Source organism: Paenibacillus wenxiniae (assembly GCF_039822605.1).
In the GTDB taxonomy this organism is placed as follows: Bacteria; Bacillota; Bacilli; order Paenibacillales; family Paenibacillaceae; genus Saccharibacillus; species Saccharibacillus wenxiniae.
In genome coordinates this window covers 164,996-191,904 of sequence record NZ_JBCGUH010000004.1, presented here as the reverse complement: position 1 = coordinate 191,904, position 26,909 = coordinate 164,996, and the positions used below count along the sequence as shown (strand labels likewise).

The window sequence follows — 26,909 nt, the reverse complement described above, 5'->3', positions numbered from 1 at the left end:
GCAATATGAGCAAAGTGTATAAGCATCATCTATTCTGGCCGCTATGCGTACTGGCTGCATTGCTGCTATTTAACTTGCTGTATTCGCCAGATTTCTTCTCGATTACGCTGCATGACGGTCATTTGTACGGCAGTCTGATCGATATTCTTAATTTTGGCGCTCCGCTTATGCTGGTCGCCATCGGGATGACACTCGTCGTCGCGACTAAAGGAATTGACCTTTCGGTCGGCTCGATTGTGGCGATATCCGGAGCGATCGCCTGCCTGACGATCAGCAAAGGGGCAGATCAAAATGCGTTCGGATTGGTTACGTTCTCGATTCTGCTCGCTGTCGGTCTATCCGTTATTCTCGGTGCCTGGAACGGTCTGCTCGTATCGGTGGCAGGTATTCAACCGATTATCGCGACGCTCATTCTGATGGTGGCTGGACGCGGAATCGCGCAACTTGTAACCGATGGACAAATTATTACGGTAACGAGCAGCAGCTATTCGTATATCGGCTCCGGCTCATTGGCTACACTGCCATTTTCCATTTTCGTCGTGGCACTGGCATTGATTATTGCGCTCGTGTTAACACGTAAAACATCGCTAGGTTTGTTTATCGAATCGGTCGGCTGTAATCCGACGGCAAGTCGAATGGCAGGTATTCGAGCTACAGTGGTCATTTTCTCGGTCTATATCTTTTGCGGTGTGTGTGCAGGGGTAGCTGGATTGTTGCTCAGTTCCAATGTGTCCAGCGCGGATGGCAACAACGCAGGCCTCTGGTATGAGCTGGATGCGATTCTTGCGGTCGTGATCGGCGGAACTTCGTTGAACGGGGGTCGCTTTTATCTTGCCGGTACAGTGATTGGCGCATTAATTATTCAAACGCTAACGACAACGATTTATATGATCGGCGTTCCACCAGAAATCACGCTCGTTGTCAAAGCATTTGTCGTACTGGCAGTATGTCTAATTCAATCCGAGACATTCCGCTCGTCCATCCGATATCGTCGGCAGAAAAAACAGGGTTCAGTGAAAAAGGAGGTCGCCCGTCGTGTATCTTAATCGTAAATACATTCCGATCGTCGTTACGATCATGCTGTTTGTGCTCATGTTCGCTGTAGGGTCATTTCGATATACCGGGTTTTTCTCATTTCAGGTGCTGATGAATCTGCTGATCGATAATGCGTTTCTGTTCATTACTGCTGTCGGGATGTCGTTCGTCATTTTATCAGGTGGCATTGATCTGTCTGTTGGCTCTGTGATTGCACTTTCCACGATGATTTCCGCCAGTCTCGTCCAGCAGCATGGATGGTCACCCGCTATCGTTATTCCGCTCGTACTGATGATGGGTGCATGTTTTGGCAGTGTGATGGGCGCGATCATTCACTATTTTAAAATTCAGCCTTTTATCGTCACACTGGCAGGTATGTTTATGGCTAGAGGTCTTTGTTATGTGATCAGTATCGATACGATCACGATCGATCATCCGTTTTATACAGCGATGGCACAGACCAAAATCCCTTTGCCTGGCGGAAACTCGCTCTCCATTAGCGCTGTGATCGCGCTGATTGTCGTCGTGATCGCCATCTATGTTGCTCACTATACCCGTTTCGGTCGCAATGTATACGCACTCGGCGGTAATGAGCAGTCATCGCTGTTGATGGGACTTCCTGTAGCGCGCACGAAAATTTTGGTTTATACTCTGAGTGGATTCTGTTCGGCGCTCGCCGGAGTCGTATTCACCTTTTATATGCTGTCAGGCTACGGACTGCATGCGGTAGGGTTTGAACTGGATACGATTGCTGCGGTGGTCATTGGGGGCACATTGTTAACCGGTGGCGTAGGCTACCTGCTCGGAACGTTCTTCGGCGTTATGATTCAGGGCATTATTCAGACGATCATTAGCTTTGAAGGTACATTAAGCTCCTGGTGGACGAAGATTGCGATTGGCCTGCTGCTGTTCATCTTTATTTTGCTGCAACGGATGTTAAGCGCCAGGCGCTCGGCACAGAAACAATCGTAGATTGTACTTGTATTGGGAAAGGGTACACCTACGAAGTAATCATACACTACACTTACATTGGGAAACACATGAACGTGTTTCCCAATACTTTATGTTCATTTGTATTTTACCTGTGATGCTAATTCGATTTAATGTTTGATCATCCTTATTTTCTAAACAATACACACAAGCAACATCCCGTCGATCTGCATCTCAAAACCAGGTACACATCTATAACGAATGCAAGTCAGGGCAAATCTACCGATCAATAGAGAGGTTACTTTCTAAATTGGGATTTGGTCATGTTCATTTTGAACGTTTTTCTGGGCAAAGGCTATTTTACAACCAACATCCAGATATATTTTCCTTTTTTTGAAAACGCTATCATTAAGGAGGCTCTGTATGAGATGGGTGAACTGGTGTTTGCTGCTGGTGCTGTTCTTATCTGGCTGTGATGGGGGAAGCAGCGAATCGAAGCCAACGACGATGTCAGCGGATGAAGTGTCTGTCGTCACCGATTATGAGTCGCCCATCCATTCGACAACGACAAAGCCGATCGTGCTCGGCTTTTCCCAGCTCGGCTCCGAAAGTACATGGCGGCAGGCAAATACCGCCTCTATCAAAGAAGCGGCGAAAGAAGCGAATATTACGTTAATTATGACGAATGCGGAGCAGGATCAGAACAAGCAATTTGAAGCGATTCGCTCCTTTATTCGTCGCGATGTGGATATTATCGCGATTGCACCGGTCGTTCAAACGGGCTGGGAAGGGATTTTAAAAGAAGCGAAAGCTGCGGATATTCCGGTCATTATTATCGATCGATCATTACATATCAGCGATAGCTCGCTATATGTGACATTTATCGGTTCTAACTTTTATGAAGAAGGGGTTAAAGCGTCCAAATATATGATCGATCGCATGCGCCATCATGCAGGCACGATTCGTATCGCTGAACTACAAGGAACGGTCAGCTCCACGCCTTCGGTCAATCGAGGCTTAGGATTTCGAAAAATGATTGAATCGGACAAACGATTCCAAATTACGCAATCGAAACCAGGCAATTTCACCCAGAGTGGCGGTAAAGAAGCGATGCAAGAATTTTTGCGCCAGCCCCGGAAAAATTGGCCCCAGGTATTATTTGCCCACAATGACGATATGGCGATCGGAGCGATCGAAGCGATGCAGGAAGTTGGCTTGAAGCCGGGGAGCGACATCATTATCATTTCAGTAGATGGCACCCGTCGTGCATTTGAACAGATGGTACAGGGACATATTAATGCGGTCGTCGAATGCAATCCGCTTCTTGGCCCACTGGTGATGCAGGCAGCAAAAGAGATTATGGCTGGTCGCACATTGCCCAAACGAATGATCACACCGGAAGATATTTTCACACAGGAATTAGCTGCGAGGGAGTTAGCGAATCGTAAATATTAGGCGAATATTAGTAGGGTACATTGTGGTTCATCCTTTCTCCTTATTCCCTTCGTGCCGTAACGTGTGACTCAAACTATAAAGCGTTGCTTAAACTATAAAATGTTGCTTAAACGATGAGCTTTGATGTGCATGTGCCAGTATGTTCACCTACTCCAATGCAAATGCGGATAGATGGATGTAGCACAGGATAGAGGCAGGAAATAAGAGGTACGAACGAGCTTTGAACGCAGGAATTGACAACGTACTCCTTGCTTCCACTCCATAGACTCTTGTCCGAGACCGGCACGTATACTCTTATTGCTTGCCAGAGAGATGTCTATCCTAGCAAAAATAGTTTACGGACACGCCCTGGCATCCAACACAAAAAGCAGATGATCCACTTGATCCAAGTGAGAGCCATCTGCTTTTGATGTGTATAGATGAAAATTAAGCCGACTCACTCAATGGAGCGGTCGTCTGCTTCAGCCAGCTACCACGCCATTTGCTTTGCATAACCGCCAGCAAACCGAGTGCACAGAAAGCGACAATGCCCAGTACGATAAAACCGGATGTATACGAGCCTGTCGATTTGTACAGATTACCGAGAATCATCGGAAGCGCATAGCCACCCAATCCACCTGCCGCGCCGACAATTCCTGTCACGAGACCGATCTCATTGGAGAAACGTTGCGGCACTAGCTGGAACACCGATCCATTGCCTGCACCGAGACACATCATACCGACGAACAATAAGGAGACGACAATCGCAAGCGGTGGCAAAAATGATACGCAGATCAGCATAGCGCCAGCTCCGCCGTATAAATACATCAACATACGTGTACCACCAATTTTATCAGCCAGATAGCCACCAACTGGACGGAAAAAGCTGCCCGCGATCACACAAATGGTCGCGATATCCGCTGCATGCACCGCCGACAAACCGTATTGCGCATTAAAGAAAATCGTCAAATAATTCGCCAGACCTACAAAACCACCAAAGGTCACACAATAAAATGCACAGAACACCCATGTATCTCGTTGCTTCAGTACCGATGCATATTGCGTCATCGTCTTCGGCGCCGGACGATTCGGGCTATTTTTCGCAAAAATACTAAAGTAGATAAACACAATAATCATCGGAATCATCGCCAGACCAAACACGATTTCCCAGCTACCAAAATGCTGAGCGATCCGGTTCGCAAACAATGTCGCCAGCACCGTTCCGCTGTTACCCGCACCCGCAATGCCCATTGCCAAACCTTGATGCTCCTTCGGATACCACTGACTTGCCAGCGGCAACGCAGCCGCAAATGAAGCACCCGCAATACCGAGCAGCAGTGCAACAACATACAGCTGATCGAGCGATTGCACCCACTGCCAGCCAAGCAACAGCGGCAATAAGGTGAACAACATCCCCATCTGCGCCGTCCGTTTTGGCCCAATATGATCGGACAGGAAGCCAAGCAACAGACGCAGAATAGAACCGCCCAATACCGGCAAAGCGACAAGCTGTGCCTTCTGCACCGGATCCATCGGATAATCCTGTGCAATGACCACGCTCAGCGGCCCAATCATCCCCCAGATCATAAAGCTGATATCAAAATACAAAAACGACCCGAACAACGTAGGCTTATGCCCGCTCTTCCAAAAACTTTTTGCCTCCATCCATTCCACTCCCTCTTTGTCTTTACGATGATTCATAAGCACTTATGGACCACAATCCACAAAAAAGCCGCAACTCACCCTGGACTCCAGAGCGAAATTGCGGCATCTTTGCCTGCAACAAGCACATCATTGTGATTGTTGATGTTAGCTTATGAATCACCGAACAGTGAATTTGATTCAAATTATAGAAATAAGTTTGGATTGTGTCAACTTATTTTACTTAAAATTATGAAAATAAATTTTTGTGATTCGATTTCGTGGTTTGGATATGGCTTAAATACTGACTTTTGTATATTTTTTCATGAATATATTACATATTGAGTTATTTTATATAACATTTATTAAGTGGGTGTGTAAGTGTGACTGGATGTGCTGGAGCATACACCACTCCGTCAAGGAATAAGGGGACGGACTCCGGTCTCGCACAGGAATCTACGGAGTAGGAGAGAATGTAGATTCCCGTGCTCAAAGGTCGTCCTTTCCCCTTATTTCCTTGCCTCCGTTCTGCACGGATCGCAACCAAAGTATGAATACGAATATAGTGCAGGCTTTTATTGTACAGATGTTCAATTTAGGTGAGGTTGATTATTAGAACATGCAAAAAAAGGTCACTCTCGCACGGAGAGTGACAAAGGGATTCGATATTCAGCAAGATTTAAATACGATCTTTCAATCCACACTCTCGCACGGAGAGTGACATCGTTTTACTGTAGAGGAATATGAGTTTTCCGATGAACTTTCAATCCACACTCTCGCACGGAGAGTGACTCAAATTGAGGTTGATTTTGGTGATCCACAAGTACTTTCAATCCACACTCTCGCACGGAGAGTGACTCCATTCCCCATCGCGTGTAACACGTGGCTATGGGCACTTTCAATCCACACTCTCGCACGGAGAGTGACAAAGAAGGATCAAAGCTATTTGATCAATAATCACTTTCAATCCACACTCTCGCACGGAGAGTGACACGTTTTTGAAAATAATGAGCTGTTAGGAGCAATCTTTCAATCCACACTCTCGCACGGAGAGTGACGCAGATATGAACAGTACCTATGAAGCGCATACCGCTTTCAATCCACACTCTCGCACGGAGAGTGACACAGCCAGTCATGGAATGTGACAGCTTGGCAGATCCTTTCAATCCACACTCTCGCACGGAGAGTGACAATCATTCTGTTATTCTACTGTATTCCATATTCCTTTCAATCCACACTCTCGCACGGAGAGTGACGAAGTTGATCCCGTCTCCATTGCGATAGTATCTATAAATCTTTCAATCCACACTCTCGCACGGAGAGTGACAAAGTCAACATTAATTATTCGTTAAGTATTGACTCTTTCAATCCACACTCTCGCACGGAGAGTGACATGTGTACGCGGCAGAATTCAGCAAATCCTTCGTACTTTCAATCCACACTCTCGCACGGAGAGTGACCCGTGGTGCTCTTGGTTGTGACATGTTTGACAATCCTTTCAATCCACACTCTCGCACGGAGAGTGACGGATGATGAAGAAACAGACCATAAGTACGGTAGCCTTTCAATCCACACTCTCGCACGGAGAGTGACGGATGATGAAGAAACAGACCATAAGTACGGTAGCCTTTCAATCCACACTCTCGCACGGAGAGTGACGGATGATGAAGAAACAGACCATAAGTACGGTAGCCTTTCAATCCACACTCTCGCACGGAGAGTGACTTTTTAACCGTGGTAAGTGTCATACATTTACGCTCTTTCAATCCACACTCTCGCACGGAGAGTGACAATTTACTCGTTTACGATAGATAAAGTGCTGCGTACTTTCAATCCACACTCTCGCACGGAGAGTGACCGTACATTAGGTAAGCCGTTATTCGATGGGTTAAACTTTCAATCCACACTCTCGCACGGAGAGTGACGATGCTGACTTTACTGTAGATAGCTTCAAATATACACTTTCAATCCACACTCTCGCACGGAGAGTGACTCTCCTTTCACTTGTTCCTTTCACTTGGGTTGTTCTTCTTTCAATCCACACTCTCGCACGGAGAGTGACACAGATCGTACTCGAACGTGGTGCGGTCCATGTACTTTCAATCCACACTCTCGCACGGAGAGTGACCGGATGTGGCATATGATAATAACACCATTACCGATCTTTCAATCCACACTCTCGCACGGAGAGTGACTAAACCTTGGCATCAACGTAGGGTCATTTTGGAACTTTCAATCCACACTCTCGCACGGAGAGTGACTGCATACCTTTTCAGCCCTTTCATATCAAGGGAAAAACAGTTCAAAATCGCGAACCTCTTTTTCAGGGTACTGGAAGCAAGCATAAAATACAACAAAAACTCTCAAATCCCTTATGTAGCAAGGAGCGCGAACCTCCCAGGGATTTTATGTGAGCTTGGGGTTCGCACTTTATTATGAATGTTATTACGTATCTGCCCCTCTTTGCCTAATCGTCATTTCAAAAATTCCAAACGGCTACAACTACGAGCTTGCTCTAGTTCTTTAAAATATATTATTTCTTCACAAGCTCTACATGTTATTCAGGTCTATTCGAATTTGGTCTTTGTATTAAAATCCCCTGGTCACATATTGAGCACGGTTACACATCCAGCATGCAATTATTGCTGTCAACGATGCAACAAGCACAGAACGGAGGGAAGGAAATAAGGGGTAAAGGCGACTTTTGAGCACGGGAATCTACATTTTCTTCTACTCCGTAGATTCCTGTGCGAGACGGGAGCCTGTCCCCTTATTCCTTCACGGAGTGGTGTCCCTCTTCACCAAAACAGCTACATAATAGCATATACCACTCATTATAATGTCCAATATTGAACAAAATTCCACTAATGAATAAATTCCCCCACAAAATTCGTATTATTTTGAACATTTTTGTGTACATTTTATGATCATTTGGCTAGAATAAAGTTGAATTCAACAGCTTTTATGAAAAGAGGGATATTATGGAAGCGGTGCTTCGGAATCTGTTTCAATCCCTGGCGAAAAATCCGTCGGCGAATCGGATGGCGAAGAAGTATGGGCTGCGGTTTGGAGCGAAGCGGTTTGTGGCAGGGGTCACGATTAATGAAGCGGTGCAGGCGGTGCGGCAGTTGAATGTGGATGGACGGCTCGCCACGTTGGATCATCTGGGGGAATTTATTTCAACACGGGAGGAAGCACAGGAGTCGTTGGACATGTGTCTGGCTACACTGGATGCGATTTATGAGAGCGGTGTCAAATCGAATCTGTCGCTGAAATTGACCTCGCTTGGACTGGATATTGACCGTCAGCTCTGTCTGGATCATATGCGGCAAATTGTCGGGCGAGCGCAGCAATACGGCAACTTCGTTCGTATCGATATGGAGGATTATTCGCACTGTCAGCCTGCACTTGATCTGTATCGTGAGTTGCGAAAGTCATATGACAATGTAGGCATCGTGCTACAGGCGTACCTGTTCCGTACTTCACAGGATGTGGATGATCTGAATGAGCTACACGCCAATTTACGACTCGTTAAAGGTGCGTACAAAGAACCCGCTACCGTCGCTTTTCCAGCGAAAGAAGATGTGGATGCCAACTACCGCAAAATCATTCTCCAGCATCTGACGCACGGTAATTATACAGCGATCGCTACCCATGATGAACAGATTGTACAGTTTGTCAAACAAGAAGTAGCGCAGCGCGGCATTCCGCTAGAGCAATTTGAATTTCAAATGCTGTACGGCATCTGCGAAGATTTGCAAAAGCGGCTCGTTAAAGAAGGCTATAAAGTACGTGTGTACGTCCCCTACGGACGTGACTGGTTTGGCTACAATATGCGCCGTCTAGCAGAGCGTCCTGCCAATGTCTGGTTCGTGATGAAAAATCTATTTCGCTGAACATACAAAAAGCCATCTTTCCCCCATGTAAAAGCTTACTGCACAGGGCAAAGACGGCTGAACAAAACGCCATTGCATACTATAGTTACCTCATCCACTCATCATCCACTTCATTACAGGCAGCTGTACCGAAGCGTGCAACCACCTGAAGACTGTTGGACGATGATATATGACTACGCATTACGTAGATGAATAGCTATATGCACGAAGTAGGCTAGCATGGAATTACTGGATTCATGAAACCTATGACATGATGGTCTTCGATAAGCGAAGGGAATCCACAATGGTGCTTCCTGTAGCACAATACCACAGCTAGCCAATCGCATCTGTACTCTACGAGTTCATCCCGTGCTTGCTCATCTTGTTATACAGCGTACCACGCGAGATGCCGAGCATACGGGCAGCGATACTTTTGTTGCCGGATGCCTTACGAATCGCTTCTTCAATCCGTGCCTTCTCTTCTTCATCCGTAATGCGAGCTTTCAGTCCTTGATGCTGAATTACAGGCTGCTCGCTCTGACGAGGGTGAATGGGCAAATGAACGGGCGCTGAAGAAGGGAAATGCAGCAGCTTTTGAAAATTGTCCGGCAACAGCTCAGGATTCAATTCGTCGCCATCGCTCAAAATGACGCAGCGCTCAATCACTGCACGCAATTCGGCGACATTACCGGGCCAATCGTAACGGGCAAAGGCGAGCATCACATCTGGCGTGGGCTTCGGTAACGGTCGATGATATTGCATCGCAAATTCGCGTAAATACATGTGTACGAGTATCGCAATATCTTCTCTGCGTTCACGCAGCGGAGGTACAGCGATCGTTACGATGCCAAGCGCATAGTACAGCTCTGAGCTGAACTGTCCGCTGGTGACCCGTTGTTCCAGATCGTGGCGGCTGGCGGCGATCAGTCGGCAATGAAGCGGCAGTTCTTCCTGCCCACCATACCGACGGAATACACGTGTTTTCAGGGCACGGCAGAGCTTGTTTTGCATTTCAGGAGTCAGGCGATCGATCTCATTCAGGAATAGCGTACCCTCTCCTGCCTGCTCCAACTTGCCTGCTTCCTGAATATCCTGACCGGAATACGTGCCACCGATAAAGCCGAACAGTTCACTATCCAGCAAGCCCGGCGGAATAGCACCACAGTTTACACTTAAAAATGGCGCTTCCGCACCGCTACCAGCCAGATGAATCGCCCGTGCCAGTTGCTCTTTGCCAGAACCTGTCTCTCCATATAACAGCACAGGCGTATTCAGCTCAGCGACCTTTTTGCCGATACGTACCACTTTGCTAATGCTATGACTTTGTCCATCCAGCAAAGTGAATGGATCATCACCGCGCGGCAATGTCTCATGAATGTTTGCCTGGGCGGTCGATAGTTCCTGATTAAGCTTCACAAGATGGGTAATATCTTGCTCGGAAGCCAATCCGCCCACAATCGTACCGGATGCATCCATAATCGGTGAAGCGTTGATCAGCACATGGGTGCCTTCCGACGACTGATGGTACATGTTGCGCACTTTGCGACCTTTATCGAGCACATGGAGCAGCATCAGTGATTCTGGATCGAACAATTCGTCGATCGTACGACCGATAATGCGCTCATGCGGAATATGGTACATTTGCGCCGCTGTATCGTTCCAGCAAATGACCGTTCCGTTGCCATCGACAGCGGTTACCGCATCGGTCACGGTATCGAGTAATGCATCCAGATATAGCTCAGCACGTTGCTTCTGACGAAGAAGCTGAGCTGCTAGACGATCCGCAGTCAGCCAGCCCTGCGGTACGCCGTCTTCGTTCACCAGGATAACAGGACGATTCATAGGCTGGGGTACATGCTGTAGCACCATATACTCGTAAGCAGAATCGCTCCAGCCTGTCGGTTGAATGACGATCGACGGCTCAAAACAGCTCACACCAGCAGCCAGATCGCCATTCCATTGACGCCAAAATCGCAGATCCGCTTCTGTAAACACATAATGTTCAGCCCCATGCTGTAACCATACCGCTGGCTGGGATGCCAGCAATCGCAACAGGTCATCACGGTCTTGTTCCGGCTGTAAGTGCGTCCATTGTTTCTCTATTTGAATCTGTTCATTATTGAACATGACAACCTCTCACTTCATGTTATTTTGTATTCATTTTACATGAGCGCTTGTCGTGTTACAACCGATTTGATACTTGTCAGTCTAGCAAAATTGCCGTTTCTTATTTTTCGTCCATGCTTTGTTCACTTGCCGATCGAATTGAACAGTTTCGGTCGATGAGTCAGTTTACGTTTAGACGATTGGAGTTAGATAACGCTTGTTCTAATTTGAGAGGAGAACTGACGATGAATAAAATGACCGATATTAAACCTTTTGCTAATGAGCCATTTACCGATTTTAGCCAGCCTGCCCATCGTGAGGCGATGAAAGCTTCACTGGAACGTATTAAGCAGCAATTGGGACGTAAAATTCCGCTTCATATCGGCAAAGAGCACGTATTTACGGATGAGGTGATCACATCGATCAATCCGGGACAAACCGAGCAAACGATCGGGCTGGTAAGCAAAGCGAATCAACCACTTGCCGAGCAAGCGATGCAAACCGCACTGAACACATTTGAACAATGGAAAAAGGTGCCTGCTTCCGAACGGGCTGACTATCTGTTCAAAGCGGCTGCACTGATGCGCGAACGCAAGCATGATTTCTCTGCGATGATGATTATGGAAGCTGGTAAAAACTATGCGGAAGCAGATGCGGATACCGCCGAGGCTATTGATTTTATGGAGTTCTATGCACGTGAAATGCTGCGTCTGGCTCGTATTAACGAAACACAGCCGCTCACTCCGGTTGCAGGTGAGCAAAACCAACTGACCTACATTCCACTTGGTGTCGGCATCGTGATTCCACCGTGGAACTTCCCACTCGCGATCTGTGTCGGAATGACAACAGCTGCGATCGTATCCGGTAATACGGTACTGCTCAAACCAGCCTCAACTACACCGGTTATTGCGCATATGTTTGTAGAATTGATGGAGGAAATCGGATTGCCACCGGGTGTGATCAACTATGTACCGGGTAGTGGCGCGGAAGTTGGCGACTACTTGACTACACATCCAAAAACACGTTTTATTAGCTTTACCGGCTCCAAAGAGGTCGGTTTGCGTATAAGCAAGCTGTCCGCAGATACGGCAAAGGGTCAAATTTGGATTAAACGACTGGTCGCGGAAATGGGTGGCAAAGACGGTATCGTTGTGGATGAAACAGCCGATCTGGATGCAGCCGCTCAAGCGATCGTCGCATCGGCATTCGGCTTCCAGGGTCAGAAATGCTCTGCTGGATCACGCGCAATTATCGTGCAATCCGTCTACGATGAAGTAGTGCGTAAAGTTGCCGAGCTGACAGGCAAACTATCGATCGGGCTGCCCCAGGACAACTATCCGATTGGACCGGTTATCGATCAAGCCTCCTGCGACAAAATTATGAGTTATATCGAAATCGGCCAATCCGAAGGGCGCCTGCTCACTGGCGGACAACGTGCAGCTGGGAATGGCTACTACATTCAGCCGACGGTATTCGCAGACGTAAAGCGTGATGCACGTATTATGCAGGAAGAAATATTCGGCCCTGTACTGGCACTCTGTTCAGCGGCAGATTATCGTGAAGCGATCGACATTTATAATGATACCGAGTTCGGGCTGACCGGCTCCTTCTTTTCCAAAGATGAACAACGTATTACTGAAGCGCTGGAGATAATGCACTGCGGTAATATGTATATCAATCGTAAATGCACAGGCGCACTTGTAGGCGCGCATCCATTTGGCGGCTTTAATATGTCCGGAACGGATTCCAAAGCAGGCGGCCATGATTACTTGCTGCTGTTTACGCAGGCGAAATTGACTTCGCGCAAGCTGGGGTAAAGGTTGGAGTGATGCTAAACGGAGTGGCTGAACGGAGTGGGTAAAGTAAATGAATAAACTAAGTGACTAAGCGGAGTAGCTGAACTGAACGATGGATGAGAACACATTAGATTAAAAATAGCATAACGTATACAGGGCAGCGATGAATCCTATACTGTGTAGGAAGCATCGCTGCCTTTTTGAATCGAAGATGAGTATAGAAGAAGAGCCTATACGTATAGTTATGGCTGAAGCCATTTACAGTAATAATTCCATTGCAGTGCGTTCTTTGTCCGCAATTTCGATTAATAGCGCAGATGCCTGGCGTAAATATTGTTCATCCGCTGTTTGGCCTGCCTGTTCGATCGCTGTGGAAACAGCAATCCACAGTGGAGCGATCTGTACAAATAACTGATACGCTTGTTCGATTTGACGATCGGCTAACAGGTCGATACATTCTCGTAGAAAATCGCGGTACAAATTCCGAAATAAAGCTCCTCCTGTTCCTGCTCGCTCCATCAGCATAGCAGTCAGACCGAAGTGACCTTCTATATCGGTAGTGCGAGCAGGCCACGTTAAAATAGCTTTACTCATTTTGATTATGCCGTTGTTACCGATATTACGTATGGGCGCGTTCAAATACGTATGGGCATTACTCTTTAGTGCCTGACGAATCACTGGCGCAAGCGGTGGTAACGGATCGATCGGCTCAAGTGTAACCGAACGATTGCGCGAACTCATTAACCCTTTCGCACTTCTGGCCGCAGATAAGCTGGTGCGTCTCGTTTGTACGGAGCCACCCTGTTGCTTCGTGTCTGCCATATAAGCATAGTCATTGTCAAAACCGTAAATAACCGCATAGTGACCAGCAAAATGGACTTTGTTGGTAAAGTAATCCAGGTCATACGCATCTAATTTGAGTGCGACGGGTATTCCGCGTTCAAGCTGCGTCTGTACGTGTTGCCATGCTTTAGAAATCGATGACGTTTCTTGCACATGGATGATCAATCCAAGCCCTTCGGCAAGGTTCGTGATGACGGTATCCGGTTTACTGCGTCCTCCGATAAAAGGGAACGCCATCGCTTTCGAATCCCAATAAATAAATCCAAGTCCCTGTCCCAATCCGAATAGCATCGGCTCAGATAAATGAATGCCAGTATGTTGTAATAAATTACCGATCGCAGTCGTCTCGCAATGATTACCAGCATACGGTGTAAAGCCTTCAATCATGATATGAGCAGTATTGGCGGAGGTGTTCATCGATGTATGCCTCACCTTCATGTAGCTGTTCATTGCTACAATGCCGGCTGCAAGCCCTGTTCCATCCAATCTTCTCGTGTTGGCCCATAGATGCTCGGTACACGCAATCCAGCCTGACGCATCAGTATGGACATTTGTCCTCGATGATGGATTTCATGTACGATGACAGCGCGCAGGGTGAGTCCATTTGCCCATTGTTCACCATACATATGACTCATTTGAGTAAGATTGGCATCGGTCCATTGATGCTGAATCGCTTCCAGCATCGCATGCGATACCGATCGATACGCATCGGCAATTTGTGCTGCCGAGGATGGTGCTTTTTCCCCACCTTCGGGTGCAGCAAATTGCAGTCCGGTACGCGAAACCATTTCATGAATCGTGGTGGTGATATGCCATGCGATCTGTCCCAGTGGTCGGACGTTAGACTCCCTTCCCTGATCTAACGAATCATCGGTTAGTGTATCCAGTACATGCTGTGTAGTGCTGGACATACTGCTCCATTCGTCTGCAAAAGCTTGAATTGTTGTAAACATAATCGGCCTCCTCTGGGATCACGCCCTCTATCGGCGAGTAGTAACCCCATTGTAGACGATCTCCACTGACAACTGTGTGTCAGTGTTTTTCGGTATACAATTCTACGATTTGCCGGGCTTTTTGTTTGACGATATCGGCAATACGAATAGGCGCTACAATACGTAGACTCGGCCCGTAACTGAGCAACATATGATATAGCCATACTCCTTCCGGTTGTTGCGATGTAATAAGCAGAGTGCCATCCGACTGGGTAACGATCTGCTCAGCACCAAAATAATCTTCTGCCTGTGCACGGGCATCCGGCTGTAGCTGTAAAACCAGCCTGACGTAAGGGGATGAGGTTTTATTGTGCTGTTCATACCCGAGTGTAAGGACTGGCTCCGGTCGCCGTGTAAATAACGCGGGTAACACGTCCAGTTCTTTCATACGGGATAGACGAAAGATACGATACTCCTGCCTCAGCAAACAAAAGGCATGCAAATACCAGCTAAAACCTTTCATCACGATGGTCATCGGCTCTACGGTGCGCGTGGACACGTTACTGTATGAATCTGTATAGACAAAGCGTAGCAATTGCCGCTGACGAGTGGCATTACGAATGGAGTGAAGTTTATCTTTATCTGTAGTGCTACACCACGGGTTCGGATCAATGATCAACTGATTATTCAGCTCGGTGAGCATATTGTGCTCTGACTTGGCTATGAGCGCGCCCACCTTGTCCAGCAGCACTCCAATTTCCTGCTCGCCAACACCGACGGAAACTCCTTTGAGTCCGATCATAATAGACTGTAGCTCCTCAAGTGACAGAAACTGCCTGTCCAATCGATATTGATCCATAATTTCATAGCCGCCATTCGCGCCAGCATGGGACAAAATCGGAATACCTGCCTGCGTAATCGTTTCCACATCGCGGTATACGGTGCGAAGCGAAATCTCAAACCGTTCTGACAGCTCCCTGGCGCTAATACGTTTGCGATTTAGCAGCATCATTGTAATAGCAAGCAGGCGATATATTTTCATAAACGATGACTCCTTTCGTACATTTTATTCGTCTTGGATGATCGTTTTTTAAAATGCGAATAAACGACGGTGTGCTGCTTGCAGCCCGCATTATGTATGCAGTCTGTATAGGTTTTGTAAAGATTTTGTAAATGGTCTGTCGCTGCGTACAGTATGTGCTATGATCGGTGGGAAATGAGCTTGATTTATAAGGATTTATGTTTATTTTAGCGTGTGCAGATCTGTATGCAATACATAGTAAAGGAGTTACTGGATGAAACGTATGAATACATCTATACCAAACAATGAGCACGGACATATGAAACGTTTGTTAGAAATAGCCCTTGTGTCTACCCGGCTTGGGCTAACGTCATTTGGCGGGCCAATTGCGCATCTGGGGTATTTTCATGAGGAATATGTACGTCGTCGAAAATGGCTGAATGAGCAGCACTATGCCGATCTGGTGGCGCTATGTCAGTTTTTGCCGGGACCTGCAAGCAGTCAGGTAGGCATTGGTATTGGCGTAATACGTGGTGGTGTGCTGGGTGGGATTATTTCGTTTCTTGGATTTACGTTGCCTTCGGTTATAGCGCTGATCATATTCGCCTTGATTGTGCAGCATATGTCGGTAGACGGCGCGGGTTGGCTTCATGGATTGAAGCTCGTTGCTGTTGCTATCGTTGCTCAAGCTATTGTTAGTATGGCGCAAAAACTCACCCCTGATCTAAAACGTAAAACGATCGCTTTGCTCGCTATGGTCGGCACATTATTATGGCAAACCGCGTATTCACAGCTGGTCATTATCGTAGTTGCTGGCTTGATCGGTTATAGGCTCTACAGGCAGCGCGAAACACGCGAAACAATGGAAGACCGGCCAAATGTCCAGTTCCCTGTATCACGTCAAACAGGAGCGATCTGTCTGCTAGTGTTCTTCGCTTTGCTTGCTGGATTGCCTGTATTACGAGAGTTGACTTCGCTGCACTGGGTAGCGATGGTGGACAGCTTTTACCGTGCAGGCTCGCTTGTATTTGGTGGTGGACATGTTGTATTACCGCTACTGGAGCGTGAATTTGTACCGAATGGGCAGCTGAGTGCGCAAGCTTTTCTTGCCGGCTATGGAGCTACACAGGCAGTTCCCGGTCCTCTTTTTACATTTGCCGCCTATCTCGGTACGGTGATGGAGGGCTGGGCTGGCGGAATGATGGCAACGGTAGCGGTTTTCCTGCCTGCCTTTCTGCTTGTGCTCGGTGCATTGCCTTTTTGGAATGATTTACGCCGCAATATCGCGATTCAAGGAGCATTTATGGGCGTGAATGCAGCCGTAGTCGGGATGTTGATCGCTGCCTGGTATGATCCGATCTGGACTAGCTCGATCTTTAAGCCGATCGATTTTGCAATGGCAGCTATTTTGTTCAGTATGCTGGTGTATTGGAAGCTGTCACCGTGGATCGTTGTCGTCACAGGAGCGGTCGGCGGCTTGCTTCTAACGATGGTGACTGGGTAGGGTATTCCGTGAGCTTTAGGTAGCTGTGCTGACAAGCTGGCAAAGTCATTAGAGATGTAGGTGTAGGTGTAGGTGTAGGTGTAGGTGTAGGTGTAGGTGTAGGTGTATGTGTATGTGTATGTGTATGTGTATGTGTATGTGTATGTGTATGTGTATGTGTATGTGTATGTGTATCAAAGTTTAGCATTATAAATCGTCACGGTTACAAGAAATGTTCATGTTATTCTTTTTCCCAGTAGTCATGGCAGTTTACGATAAAAGAACAACCTGCTATGACTACTTTCGATAACCATCACTTACATAAGAGTTCGATTTCCTAACACGAAAAGCTCAATATCAGCTTATATTTAAATTTTACGTTAATATTATTGACATCAAACATTCAATCCGTTACTGTTAATGTAGATTTCGTGCACACAATGATGTGTGTGACGATCCATGCGGCAATGACGCCCTTTTTCCATCGGTATGCTATGCGCACCTGCGTAGACTACGGCTCTGGAAAAGGGGCTTTTTTGATATAGCCTATGCACTTACACACGATAGATAGAGATTCGGTTCAATAGCCGATTGGATAAAGGAGGTTTGCCTTATGACTGCCCGTTTAGTTGTGATTGGTAATGGTATGGCAGGCATGCGCTGTGTGGAGGAGATCATACGGATGGCGCCGGAGCGATATGAGATTACGGTATTTGGAGCTGAAAAGCGTCCGAATTATAACCGCATTTTGCTATCCGAAGTGCTGCATGGAGAGCGTGCGTTTGACGATATCGTACTGCATTCGCTCTCATGGTATGAACAGCATGATATCCAGCTATATATGGGCGAAATGGTCACATTGATCGATTCCGCTCGTCGTACCGTTCGTACTGCATCCGGTCTGGAAGTTGGCTATGACGTCCTGATCGTAGCAACCGGATCGGTGCCTTATATTCCGCCGCTTCCAGGTTCGGATAAAAAAGGCGTAATTGCCTTCCGCACGCTGGATGACTGCGAGCAAATGACTGCCTATGCCGAGCGTTATCGCAAAGCGGTTGTGCTGGGCGGTGGTCTGCTGGGGCTGGAAGCGGCACGCGGACTGCTTCAACTTGGCATGGAAACGCATGTCGTGCATAATGCACCGTATCTAATGAATCGCCAGCTGGATGAAATGTCCGCTACATTGTTGCGCCGTGAACTGGAAGAACAGGGAATGCGCTTTGCCTTGAATCGCCAGACTGTTCGCGTGACCGGTGCACATCGCGCGCAAGGGTTGCGATTCGCCAATGGTGAACGGCTGGCTGCCGACTTGATCGTTATGGCGGTCGGCATTCGTCCTAACATTCGGCTCGCTCAGCATAGCGGACTGGCGACCAATCGCGCCATTATCGTCGATGACTGGATGCGCACCAGCGTACCGGATGTGTATGCTGTAGGCGAATGCGCTGAACATCGCGGCATTAGCTACGGATTGGTCGCTCCACTGTATGAGCAAGCTAAAATTTTGGCCGCTCATCTGTGCGAACAGCCTGCTACTGCCTACGCTGGCTCACTCCCCTATTCCCAGCTCAAAATCTCCGGTGTACAAGTATTTTCTATCGGCGATATCCAGTCTCCCCATAGTGAGACACTTGTACAGCAATATGACGGCGTCGCTCGCACGTATCGTAAAATTACAGCCACACACGGACGCATCAACGGCGCTGTTTTGTACGGTAATACGGCTGAAGGCACAGCGCTGGTCGATATGATCAAACAGGGTCGATCGACAGCAGAATGGCTGGAGCGTGAGCAAGCTTTTTCTCCAGTTGGACAAACGCATGATCCTGCCGAAGCAGCAGCGATCGCTCTCGCTCCCACATCCATCATTTGTGCTTGCAATGCGGTTAGCAAGCAACAGATTTTGGATGTCATCCGTCAGCATGATTTGCAAACTGCCGATGAGGTAAAAGAGTATACTCGTGCTTCCGGCTCCTGCGGTGGCTGTCGCCCTACCGTCGAGGCACTCACTCGTTGTAGTGTTGCTTGTGAGCAGGAAGCTTTCAGCGGACGATCTACCGAAGCGCAAACGAAGCCTGCGGCGGTTACGGTGTGCGACTGTCTTCCTTATACCCATGCAGAACTACGAGAACAGGTGCTAACACTAACCGATACACCGCACTGGAAGCAAATTTTCGCAGAGGCTAACGGGTCATCGTCATCCGGTCATGACACAAAGTTCAGTACTAGCTATCGCTTACTAGAATCCAGCCCGTCCAGCGATAAGCAGCCTGCATTCAACCCAACTGGAATGTTCACAGGCAAACCTAATGACCAGCAGGTCTACGCTCGTATACCTTTATCCGCCATTCAGATGCTGCACTCAACACTCACTGCCGCATCTGATCCTACCACAACATCAGATTGTGCATCCGATCCGACTGGCTGTGAGCTATGTCTGAGCGCCATTCATCATTATGCCCATGTAGCGTCTATGCTATACACGGACGCTTCACCTTTAACAAATACGGCAACATCCATCATCGAAAATACGCCGCTGACTTCCTCCCATCGTTACTTGAACACCCCTACCGTTAATGTAACGGCTGAATGGTTGGCATCGATGAACACCGATTGGCAGCAGCATCTGCTACCTCATCCACTCCATATCGTTACGGAAGCGACAGGTATCACTGCGGAAGCAACGATTCGACTGGCTGATCTCGGCATCCTGCCTTCACCAGATGGCTGGGAGTTATACGCAGGCGGTTATGTACAGCCGTTGCAGACCGGTCAACTAATCGGAGAAATGGAACACTGGTCTGATGTGCTATCGTTGCTAGATGCCTGTCTTCATTATTATGTCAGCACCGCCTATTATGGCGAAGCGATGTATGAATGGCTGGAGCGCATTGGACTGCTGCATGTACGCGAGCATGTGCTGCATAGCCTGTACGAGCCTGCTGCCGGCACATCTGTTATGAAAGGAGTCGATCCCGATGCAAACTCAATGTCCATTTTGCAGCGTACAATGTAAAATCACCCTTCATCCACCACAGCCATCGTCTTCCTACACCACTCCCCTGCAAACGGGTGCGGCGGCAACAGCGATCGTTATGCAAGATTGGCAAGCGGAAGGGTTTCCTAATGCCGCCTCTCAGGGACGGTTATGTATCAAAGGGATGAATGCACATCAACATGCGATAAATGGCGATCGCCTGCTCTATCCGCTAATCCGTCGTGACGGCAAACTGGTGCGAGCGAGCTGGGACGAAGCGCTTGATCTGATGACAGCGCGTTTTCGTGAAGCGATGCAGCAACATGGGCCGGATACCATCGGCATCTACGGTGGCGGCTCACTTACGAATGAAACCGCGTATTTGCTTGGCAAATTTGCTCGTATCGGTATCGGCACACGCTACATCGACTATAATGGACGCTTTTGTATGTCCGCAGCAGCTTCCGCTGGCACGAAAGTGTTCGGCGTGGATCGTGGACTCACTTTCCGTTTGCAGGATATTCCGCTTGCTGGATGCATTATTCTGGCTGGGACGAATATTGCGGAATGTCAGCCGACACTACTTCCTTATTTTCATGAAGCACGTGCCAGAGGGGCACGTATCATTGTAATGGACCCGCGGCAGACCGCAACGGCAGCGATTGCCGATCTCCACCTTCAGCTCAAGCCCGGCACGGATGCACTGCTGGCACTCACGCTGCTGAAGCTGATCATCGATAATGGCTGGACTGATGCTGCCTTTATTGCTCAGCACACGAATGGTTATGATGAGCTGGCTGATTTGCTAGCTGATATCGAGCCAGAACAAACGGCGCAGCTATGCGGCATTCCAATGACACAGATCAAACAAGCAGCCGAATGGTATGGCACCGCGGAAACGGGTATGATTTTGACCGCACGCGGCATCGAACAGCAAACGGACGGTCATCTGGCGGTGCGCTATTTGCTCAACCTTGTGCTGGCAACTGGCAAAATCGGTCGTCCTGGCTGTGGCTATGGCGCTGTAACCGGACAGGCGAACGGTCAGGGCGGACGTGAACACGGGCAAAAAGCCGATCAATTACCCGGCTACCGCTCGATTGAAAATGATGCCGACCGCGCCTATGTTGCTTCCGTATGGGGCGTAGAGCCAGCTGCTATTCCAAGCAAAGGCGTATCTGCTTATGAAATGCTGGAGCTTGCCGATCAGGGTGAGCTGCGCATGCTATTCGTGATGGGATCGAATCCAGTCGTCTCTAATCCGAATATTCCGCTCGTGCGCCGTGCGCTGGAAGGACTGGATTTGCTCGTCGTTGCCGATCTGTTTCTATCCGAAACCGCACGCATGGCGGATATCGTACTGCCTGTCGCCTCTTTCCTTGAAAATACAGGCACACTGACAAATTTGGAAGGTCGCGTATTGCTGCGTGAAGCGGTGATGAAATCACCTGGTGAAGCAAGGCAGGACTGGTCGATTTTACATGCCATCGCAGATCGACTAGGCAGAGGAGATTATTTTAACTTCGATTCGTCCGAGGAAATTTTTAACGAGCTGCGTCTAGCCAGTCGTGGCGGTCTGGCCGACTATTCCGGCATGACGTATGATCGTTTACGCCATGAGGAAGGCATCTACTGGCCCTGTCCGGATGAAGCACATGCCGGCACGCCAACGATGTTCCAGCAACAATTCGCGCATCCGGATGGAAAAGCGCTGTTCACTTCTCTCCCGCACCGCTATGTGCGTGAACAGCCATCTGCCTCACGTCCGCTCATGCTAACGAACGGGCGCGTACTGTCCCATTATCTCACCGGCGTGCAAACACGTCGCAGTCCAGCACTTGCCGCACGCGAACTACAAAACTTCGTTGAAATTCACCCTGTGACCGCAAAACGCTATCGGCTGAAGGAAGGTCAATGGGCAGAGATCGAATCTGCACAAGGTCGGCTGATCGTGCGCTGTCGCTTGAGCGAGCAAATTCGGATGGACACTTTATTCGTACCGATGCACTGGGGCGGCAAGCAAAATGTAAATGAAGCGACACCGCCCGAACTGGACCCTTTTTGTAAAATGCCGGGCTTCAAGTTTACGCCCGTGACGGTTCGTCCGTGGCAGCCGGAATGCTCGCTACTGTAGCTAGAGGGCTACAGAGCTATAAGGCTAACAAGGCTAACAAGGCTACAAAGCTACAAAGCTACAAAGCTACAAAGCTACAAAGCTACAAAGCTACAAAGCTACAAAGAAATTATAATTAGTTTACGCAAATCGATTACTAGTACTTTGACCAGATTAAATATTAGTTTTGATTGTATGGTGAACAGTTTATATTTCAAGACTTAAACCATCTTCAATACTCAAATTAATCTCATTTCAAGTCCTAAAGTATAGCTATGCGAATACACAATCAAAGTTAAAATTTAACAGGATCAACGTACTGAGTGTGTACGCAAACTCGTATATGTGCACAGAGCACTTCACTGCGTGAAGAAAGTTTGCGTTTGCCTGTACATCCTAGCATCAATTACGACCACCAAAAAACAGACACCTGCGCATCATAAACGGTACCCTAGCAAGAGGGATATTTCGAAACAAGACATCTTGCAGGATACCGTTTAGAGCAGGGTCTGTTTTTTGGTGATGCGTAGTAATCGAATGGTGAAACAAAAGATATGACATGTATATAGTCATAACCGAGCATGTACAAGCAATTCTATGGCATCTAGCTAAATATAAAAACTAATCCAATAAAAAAACTAGCCAAATAAAAACAATTCCATTTATACCGCATCGTAATTTCAGCCTATTTCATGTATGCTAAAACTGTACATCAAAGTTATAGCGCTTTAATATTTAAGTTACTATACTATGTGCCGCATGTGTACAACATATGTGCGGCATGTATGCGACGTATCGCAGCAAAATATCCGACACAGCATAGCTATCTTTCAGGAGGACACACAATGGTGAACATTCGCAGAGTACATATCGACGAGCTGCCGATGGCGGCAGAGCTAGCTAATTATATTTTTTGCGAAACAGGGGAACAATATATGGGCACCGCCTTTCCTACTTTGTTTCGTCCGGGCATCGTTCATTCGTATGGGGCGTTCGATGATGCAGGCAAACTTGTATCCTTTATGGGGTTGGTGCCTGTCGTGATCACATCGGGTTCAGAGCAGATCAGTGCATTTTCGATCGGAGCGGTCTGTACACATCCGGATTATCGCGGACAACGACTGGCTGGACAGTTATTGGAACGATGTCGGCAACATGCAATTGAAGCAGGAGCTTCGCTGATGTTCATCTCCGGCGATCGCTCGCTGTACACCCGAGCAGGCAGCCAATTTTTCGGACGTGCTTATCAATTTGAATTAACAGAGCAACTTGCAGCTATTGAACCATCCGAATGGTTGGAATTGCGAGAACTGGAGCCGCGTGATCTGTTGGCAGTACATGCGCAGCTTCAGCGTTCAACAGCCCATGTGGAAATGAGCATTGGCGAAATGCAGCAGATGCTTGGCGCCGAAGCGATGGCACATGTGAATCAACAGCAACAAAAGGTACTGGTCGCTGCTACATCGAACGGCATTGCTGGTGTTGTCATTTTGTCGATTCCGCATGCTTCGTATAACGATAAATCGCAATCTAAACCGCCTGCGATCGAACGTGCTGGCTCAGTGATTGAATACGGAGGCAACGTTGATGCCGTGCGTCAGCTATGGCTGGAAGCGATTCGTCGGTTCGATCTTACAACCCTTACGGTCACGATTCCGTGGCAGGATCGCGATCTAGTAGCCGCAGCAGAGACGACCGGTGCTTCGTCGACAACGATACGCAATGGCGGCACCGTTATGATCGTAAACGGCGGTGCGCTCGTTGCGCAGACTGGACGGCTTGATTATTTAAACGAGGGTGCTCCCGTGCGTATCGCACTCGGTGAGGCAGGTAACTATATCCTACACACACCGGCTGGCGACTATACACTGGCGGACGATGCCGAGCTGTGTTCGCTGTTATTTGATCCTCACTCGGATGTACTGCCTGAGCCAAATGAAGCGTTCCAGGCGGTACCGCTGCCTTATATGTATGGACTTTATTTTATTTGATTGTATTTAATTTTATTTAACTTTATTGGGAATAAGCTTCACCTGCCGATCCAGTGTAAACCTATATCTAACACAAAAACTATCCATATAAAAAGTATCTATATGAGAAGTATCTGTATGACAAGTATCTATATGAAAACAGAACTTTTTTACTATCGAAAGTTCTGTTTTCACATGGACTGATCGAACGAGCATACCGACACAGATCAATCGTTGAAAAACTACATTTAAATCGTTTTCGCGAAAACAAATTATCGAAACTTATAATGGGCAGCAAACATATTAATTACTAACAAATCCGTCGTCTTCTCATAGGAAAATGCCTGATTGTTCTCATTTTTATCTTTCTCCCAAAACATAACAAACTGTCTGACCTTCGTAGCTGATATTTTAGCGACTCTAAATCGTACAGATGTAGCATTCCACTCCAATCTGCCCGTTCCATATTCGGAATTTTGAGCTTCTTCCTAGCTTCTTCCTGTGCGTGTTAGATCGATCGTTAGCTGATTCGGTTTGTAGCCTACTTCGTTTACTTCATTTAATATTTTATAAAATTCATTGCTGTACTCTTTGTTGTACTCCTCTGTATATAAAGATCCTGCTTGGACTAATAGATCATCTGCCATTATCGCTATGTATACATAAATGCGGCTAAAAAAATAAACTTTCTTCACTCTCTTCATTTTCTTCCCTTTCTACAACTTGTCCCGCTCTAGCTTCTTCCTCTAATGGCGCATTCCTCCCTTCCTCTCTCCATCTTCTGCTAAACTGAGACACTTCGTCCCATCCTAAAATGTATATTCTGACATAACAACGCTATAATAACAGTGAAAGAGTCACTCCATTTCTGGTTAAAACAATAATAGTGTAATGAAGCAACTAATTCAGCTGCGAAAAGAAGGAAGGAACGTCCATGACAAAGGACCGAAGCATTTTGACGGACTATGTGCGGGAGCACTGGTACTATTATTTGCTCGCTGTCGCTCTGATCATCGCCTCCAATATCGCACAGGCTGCTTTGCCGCGCGTGCTCGGGCAATTCACCGATGCGTTGCTGGCTGGCGGTATCCGCTACGATATGATCGTGCGCTACAGTCTGATTTTGGCGGCCATTGGAATTGCCTACAATGTGTTGTTCGGTGCAGGGCAGTTCTCCGTCATGCGGCTCGGACGTAAATTCGAATTCGCGATGCGGCAAAGTCTGTTCCGCAAATTTTCCACGCTCAGTGAGCATTATTTTTCAAGACAGGGAACGGGCAAGCTGCTCAGTTCGATGACGAATGATGTAAACTCTGTTCGTGAATCCATCTCTAACGGTGTCACTATGACGACCAATGCGGTATTTCTATTCCTCTCCTGTGTCGTCATGATGCTGCTCAGTCACATTCCACTGCATCTGATCGTCGTCTGTATCATTCCGATGATCGCGATTCCTTTTCTCGTCGTTTATTTTGGTCCTCGGATTCGCAAACGGTCGATGAGTGTGCAGGAGTCGCTGGCGGTCATGACGGATTCGGCAGAAGAGCAATTGCGCGGTATTCGGGTCACAAAGACGTTTGCGATTGAGCCGACAGCACGCGAGCGCTTTGGCAGTACAGTCGATCAGATCAAGGACAATCAATTGCATCTGGTGCGTATGTCGTCCTTATTTCAGGCGGCAGTGCCCTTTCTCGGTGCGCTGTCACTCGTCATCTCGCTGCTGTATGGCGGTTATCTGGCAGTACAGGGTGAGATTACGATCGGTAATTTTATCGCGTTAACTCTTTACCTGCGTATCATGTCCGGTCCATTACAGCAAATTGGTAACGTGATCAATATGATGCAACGTTCCGGTGCTTCGCTGGATCGGGTCAATCGTCTGCTCGGCGAACAGCCGGATATTCAGGATAGCGAGCAGGCACAACCGCTAGCCGCATCGCCAGATCTGAAGCTTAGCGGACTTTCATTTACGTATCCAGGCAGTGAGCGTCCCGCGTTAAAAGACATCCATCTGCATATTGCCAGCGGACAAACGCTCGGGATCGTCGGCAAAACCGGCAGTGGTAAAACGACACTCGTCAAGCTGCTGCTGCGCATCTATGATCCACCCACAGGCACCGTATGGCTGGGCGGCACGGATGTACGGGATATCTCGATCAACAGTCTGCGCTCGCGAATCGCCTATGTGCCCCAGGACGGCTTTCTGTTCAGCACGACGATTCGCGATAATATCGCCTTTAGCGATCGCAGCATTCCACTGGAAAAAGTCGAAAATCACGCGCGTCAGGCGATGATCTACGAACCGATTGTGCGGTTTCCCGACAAATTCGATACACGACTCGGTGAACGTGGTGTCACCCTTTCCGGTGGACAGCGACAACGTACCAGTCTTGCGCGTGGACTTGCGAAAACAGGACCCATTCTCATTCTCGATGACAGTATGAGTGCGGTCGATGCGGTCACTGAAACCGGTATTCTCGCTAATCTGGTACAGGAACGCAAACAGCGTACCACGCTCATTATTTCGCACCGGATCAGCGCTGTGAAGCAGGCAGACCGAATTATCGTACTGGATGAAGGTCGGATTGTGGAACAAGGTACGCACCAGCAATTGTTGGAACAACGGGGCATCTATGCATCCATGTACCAGCTACAGGAAGAAGGTTTGTACTATGAATGAGTCTCACAGCAATGACAAACAGACCAAATCATCGCCAACGCTGTCGACCGATTCCGCTGCACAATCAAGCAAA

Annotated in this window: 15 protein-coding genes, 1 pseudogene and 1 CRISPR repeat array; of the genes and pseudogenes, 10 read left to right on the top strand and 6 right to left on the bottom strand. The window is 47.8% G+C overall.

All coding sequences use genetic code 11. The features are described from left to right. The first annotated feature begins 5 nt into the window (after window positions 1-5). From AAHF22_RS09635 to AAHF22_RS09625, 3 genes are all read left to right on the top strand, one after another. Entirely contained in the window at window positions 6-1,046 is a 1,041-nt protein-coding gene (locus tag AAHF22_RS09635; RefSeq protein ID WP_347324786.1) for an ABC transporter permease, read from the top strand. Further along, entirely contained in the window at window positions 1,036-2,007 is a 972-nt protein-coding gene (gene yjfF, locus AAHF22_RS09630) for a galactofuranose ABC transporter, permease protein YjfF (protein ID WP_347324785.1), read from the top strand. Before AAHF22_RS09635 ends, yjfF begins: the two co-directional genes overlap by 11 nt. 381 nt (window positions 2,008-2,388) lie before the next feature. Then, window positions 2,389-3,420 (top strand): ABC transporter substrate-binding protein, encoded by a 1,032-nt coding sequence (locus AAHF22_RS09625; protein WP_347324784.1) that lies wholly within the window; start codon window positions 2,389-2,391, stop codon window positions 3,418-3,420. Window positions 3,421-3,846: 426 nt separating this feature from the next. Here the strand turns inward: AAHF22_RS09625 and AAHF22_RS09620 are convergent, their stop codons facing one another. Further along, on the bottom strand, window positions 3,847-5,064 hold the full coding sequence (locus tag AAHF22_RS09620; protein ID WP_347324783.1) for a nitrate/nitrite transporter: 1,218 nt from the start codon (window positions 5,062-5,064) through the stop codon (window positions 3,847-3,849). 666 nt (window positions 5,065-5,730) lie between these two features. After that, window positions 5,731-7,301: a CRISPR direct-repeat array (repeat unit 32 nt; unit sequence CTTTCAATCCACACTCTCGCACGGAGAGTGAC). Window positions 7,302-8,021: 720 nt separating this feature from the next. On the opposite strand from AAHF22_RS09620, the gene AAHF22_RS09615 reads away from it, so the two are divergent. Next, the gene (locus tag AAHF22_RS09615) at window positions 8,022-8,936 is read left to right on the top strand and encodes a proline dehydrogenase family protein (RefSeq protein ID WP_347324782.1); all 915 of its coding nucleotides are present in this window, start codon (window positions 8,022-8,024) and stop codon (window positions 8,934-8,936) included. A gap of 333 nt (window positions 8,937-9,269) precedes the next feature. Here the strand turns inward: AAHF22_RS09615 and AAHF22_RS09610 are convergent, their stop codons facing one another. After that, window positions 9,270-11,042, bottom strand: coding sequence for a sigma-54 interaction domain-containing protein (locus AAHF22_RS09610; RefSeq protein WP_347324781.1), 1,773 nt, complete (start codon window positions 11,040-11,042; stop codon window positions 9,270-9,272). A gap of 224 nt (window positions 11,043-11,266) precedes the next feature. Between AAHF22_RS09610 and pruA the strand changes: the two genes are divergently transcribed. Next, the gene (gene pruA, locus AAHF22_RS09605; protein ID WP_347324780.1) at window positions 11,267-12,838 is read left to right on the top strand and encodes an L-glutamate gamma-semialdehyde dehydrogenase; all 1,572 of its coding nucleotides are present in this window, start codon (window positions 11,267-11,269) and stop codon (window positions 12,836-12,838) included. A gap of 237 nt (window positions 12,839-13,075) precedes the next feature. On the opposite strand, the gene AAHF22_RS09600 is transcribed toward pruA, so the two are convergent. The 3 genes from AAHF22_RS09600 to AAHF22_RS09590 form a co-directional block, all read right to left on the bottom strand. After that, window positions 13,076-14,077 (bottom strand): BtrH N-terminal domain-containing protein, encoded by a 1,002-nt coding sequence (locus AAHF22_RS09600; RefSeq protein WP_347324779.1) that lies wholly within the window; start codon window positions 14,075-14,077, stop codon window positions 13,076-13,078. A 35-nt stretch (window positions 14,078-14,112) separates the two neighbouring features. Further along, window positions 14,113-14,613 carry a DinB family protein gene (locus AAHF22_RS09595; RefSeq protein ID WP_347324778.1) on the bottom strand — a complete coding sequence of 167 codons (501 nt, stop codon included), beginning with the start codon at window positions 14,611-14,613 and terminating at the stop codon, window positions 14,113-14,115. 79 nt (window positions 14,614-14,692) lie between these two features. Beyond that, window positions 14,693-15,634: a helix-turn-helix transcriptional regulator gene (locus AAHF22_RS09590; RefSeq protein WP_347324777.1), complete on the bottom strand. Its 942-nt coding sequence runs from the start codon at window positions 15,632-15,634 to the stop codon at window positions 14,693-14,695. A gap of 253 nt (window positions 15,635-15,887) precedes the next feature. On the opposite strand from AAHF22_RS09590, the gene AAHF22_RS09585 reads away from it, so the two are divergent. The 4 genes from AAHF22_RS09585 (at window position 15,888) to AAHF22_RS09570 (ending at window position 24,177) form a co-directional block, all read left to right on the top strand. Next, window positions 15,888-17,117, top strand: a complete 1,230-nt coding sequence (locus AAHF22_RS09585) for a chromate transporter (RefSeq protein ID WP_347324776.1) — start codon at window positions 15,888-15,890, stop codon at window positions 17,115-17,117. A gap of 592 nt (window positions 17,118-17,709) precedes the next feature. After that, window positions 17,710-20,112 (top strand): FAD-dependent oxidoreductase, encoded by a 2,403-nt coding sequence (locus AAHF22_RS09580; protein WP_347324775.1) that lies wholly within the window; start codon window positions 17,710-17,712, stop codon window positions 20,110-20,112. After that, a complete protein-coding gene (locus AAHF22_RS09575) occupies window positions 20,075-22,207 on the top strand; it encodes a molybdopterin oxidoreductase family protein (protein ID WP_347324774.1) in 2,133 nt (710 codons plus the stop codon). Before AAHF22_RS09580 ends, AAHF22_RS09575 begins: the two co-directional genes overlap by 38 nt. Window positions 22,208-23,031: 824 nt before the next feature. Next, the gene (locus AAHF22_RS09570) at window positions 23,032-24,177 is read left to right on the top strand and encodes a GNAT family N-acetyltransferase (protein WP_347324773.1); all 1,146 of its coding nucleotides are present in this window, start codon (window positions 23,032-23,034) and stop codon (window positions 24,175-24,177) included. Between the two features lie 251 nt (window positions 24,178-24,428). Here AAHF22_RS09570 and AAHF22_RS09565 read toward each other — a convergent pair. After that, window positions 24,429-24,629: pseudogene (locus AAHF22_RS09565) on the bottom strand (MepB family protein); the annotation flags it as partial. Between the two features lie 461 nt (window positions 24,630-25,090). Here AAHF22_RS09565 and AAHF22_RS09560 point away from each other — a divergent pair. Then, on the top strand, window positions 25,091-26,836 hold the full coding sequence (locus tag AAHF22_RS09560) for an ABC transporter ATP-binding protein (protein ID WP_347324772.1): 1,746 nt from the start codon (window positions 25,091-25,093) through the stop codon (window positions 26,834-26,836). Window positions 26,837-26,909 lie beyond the last annotated feature (73 nt).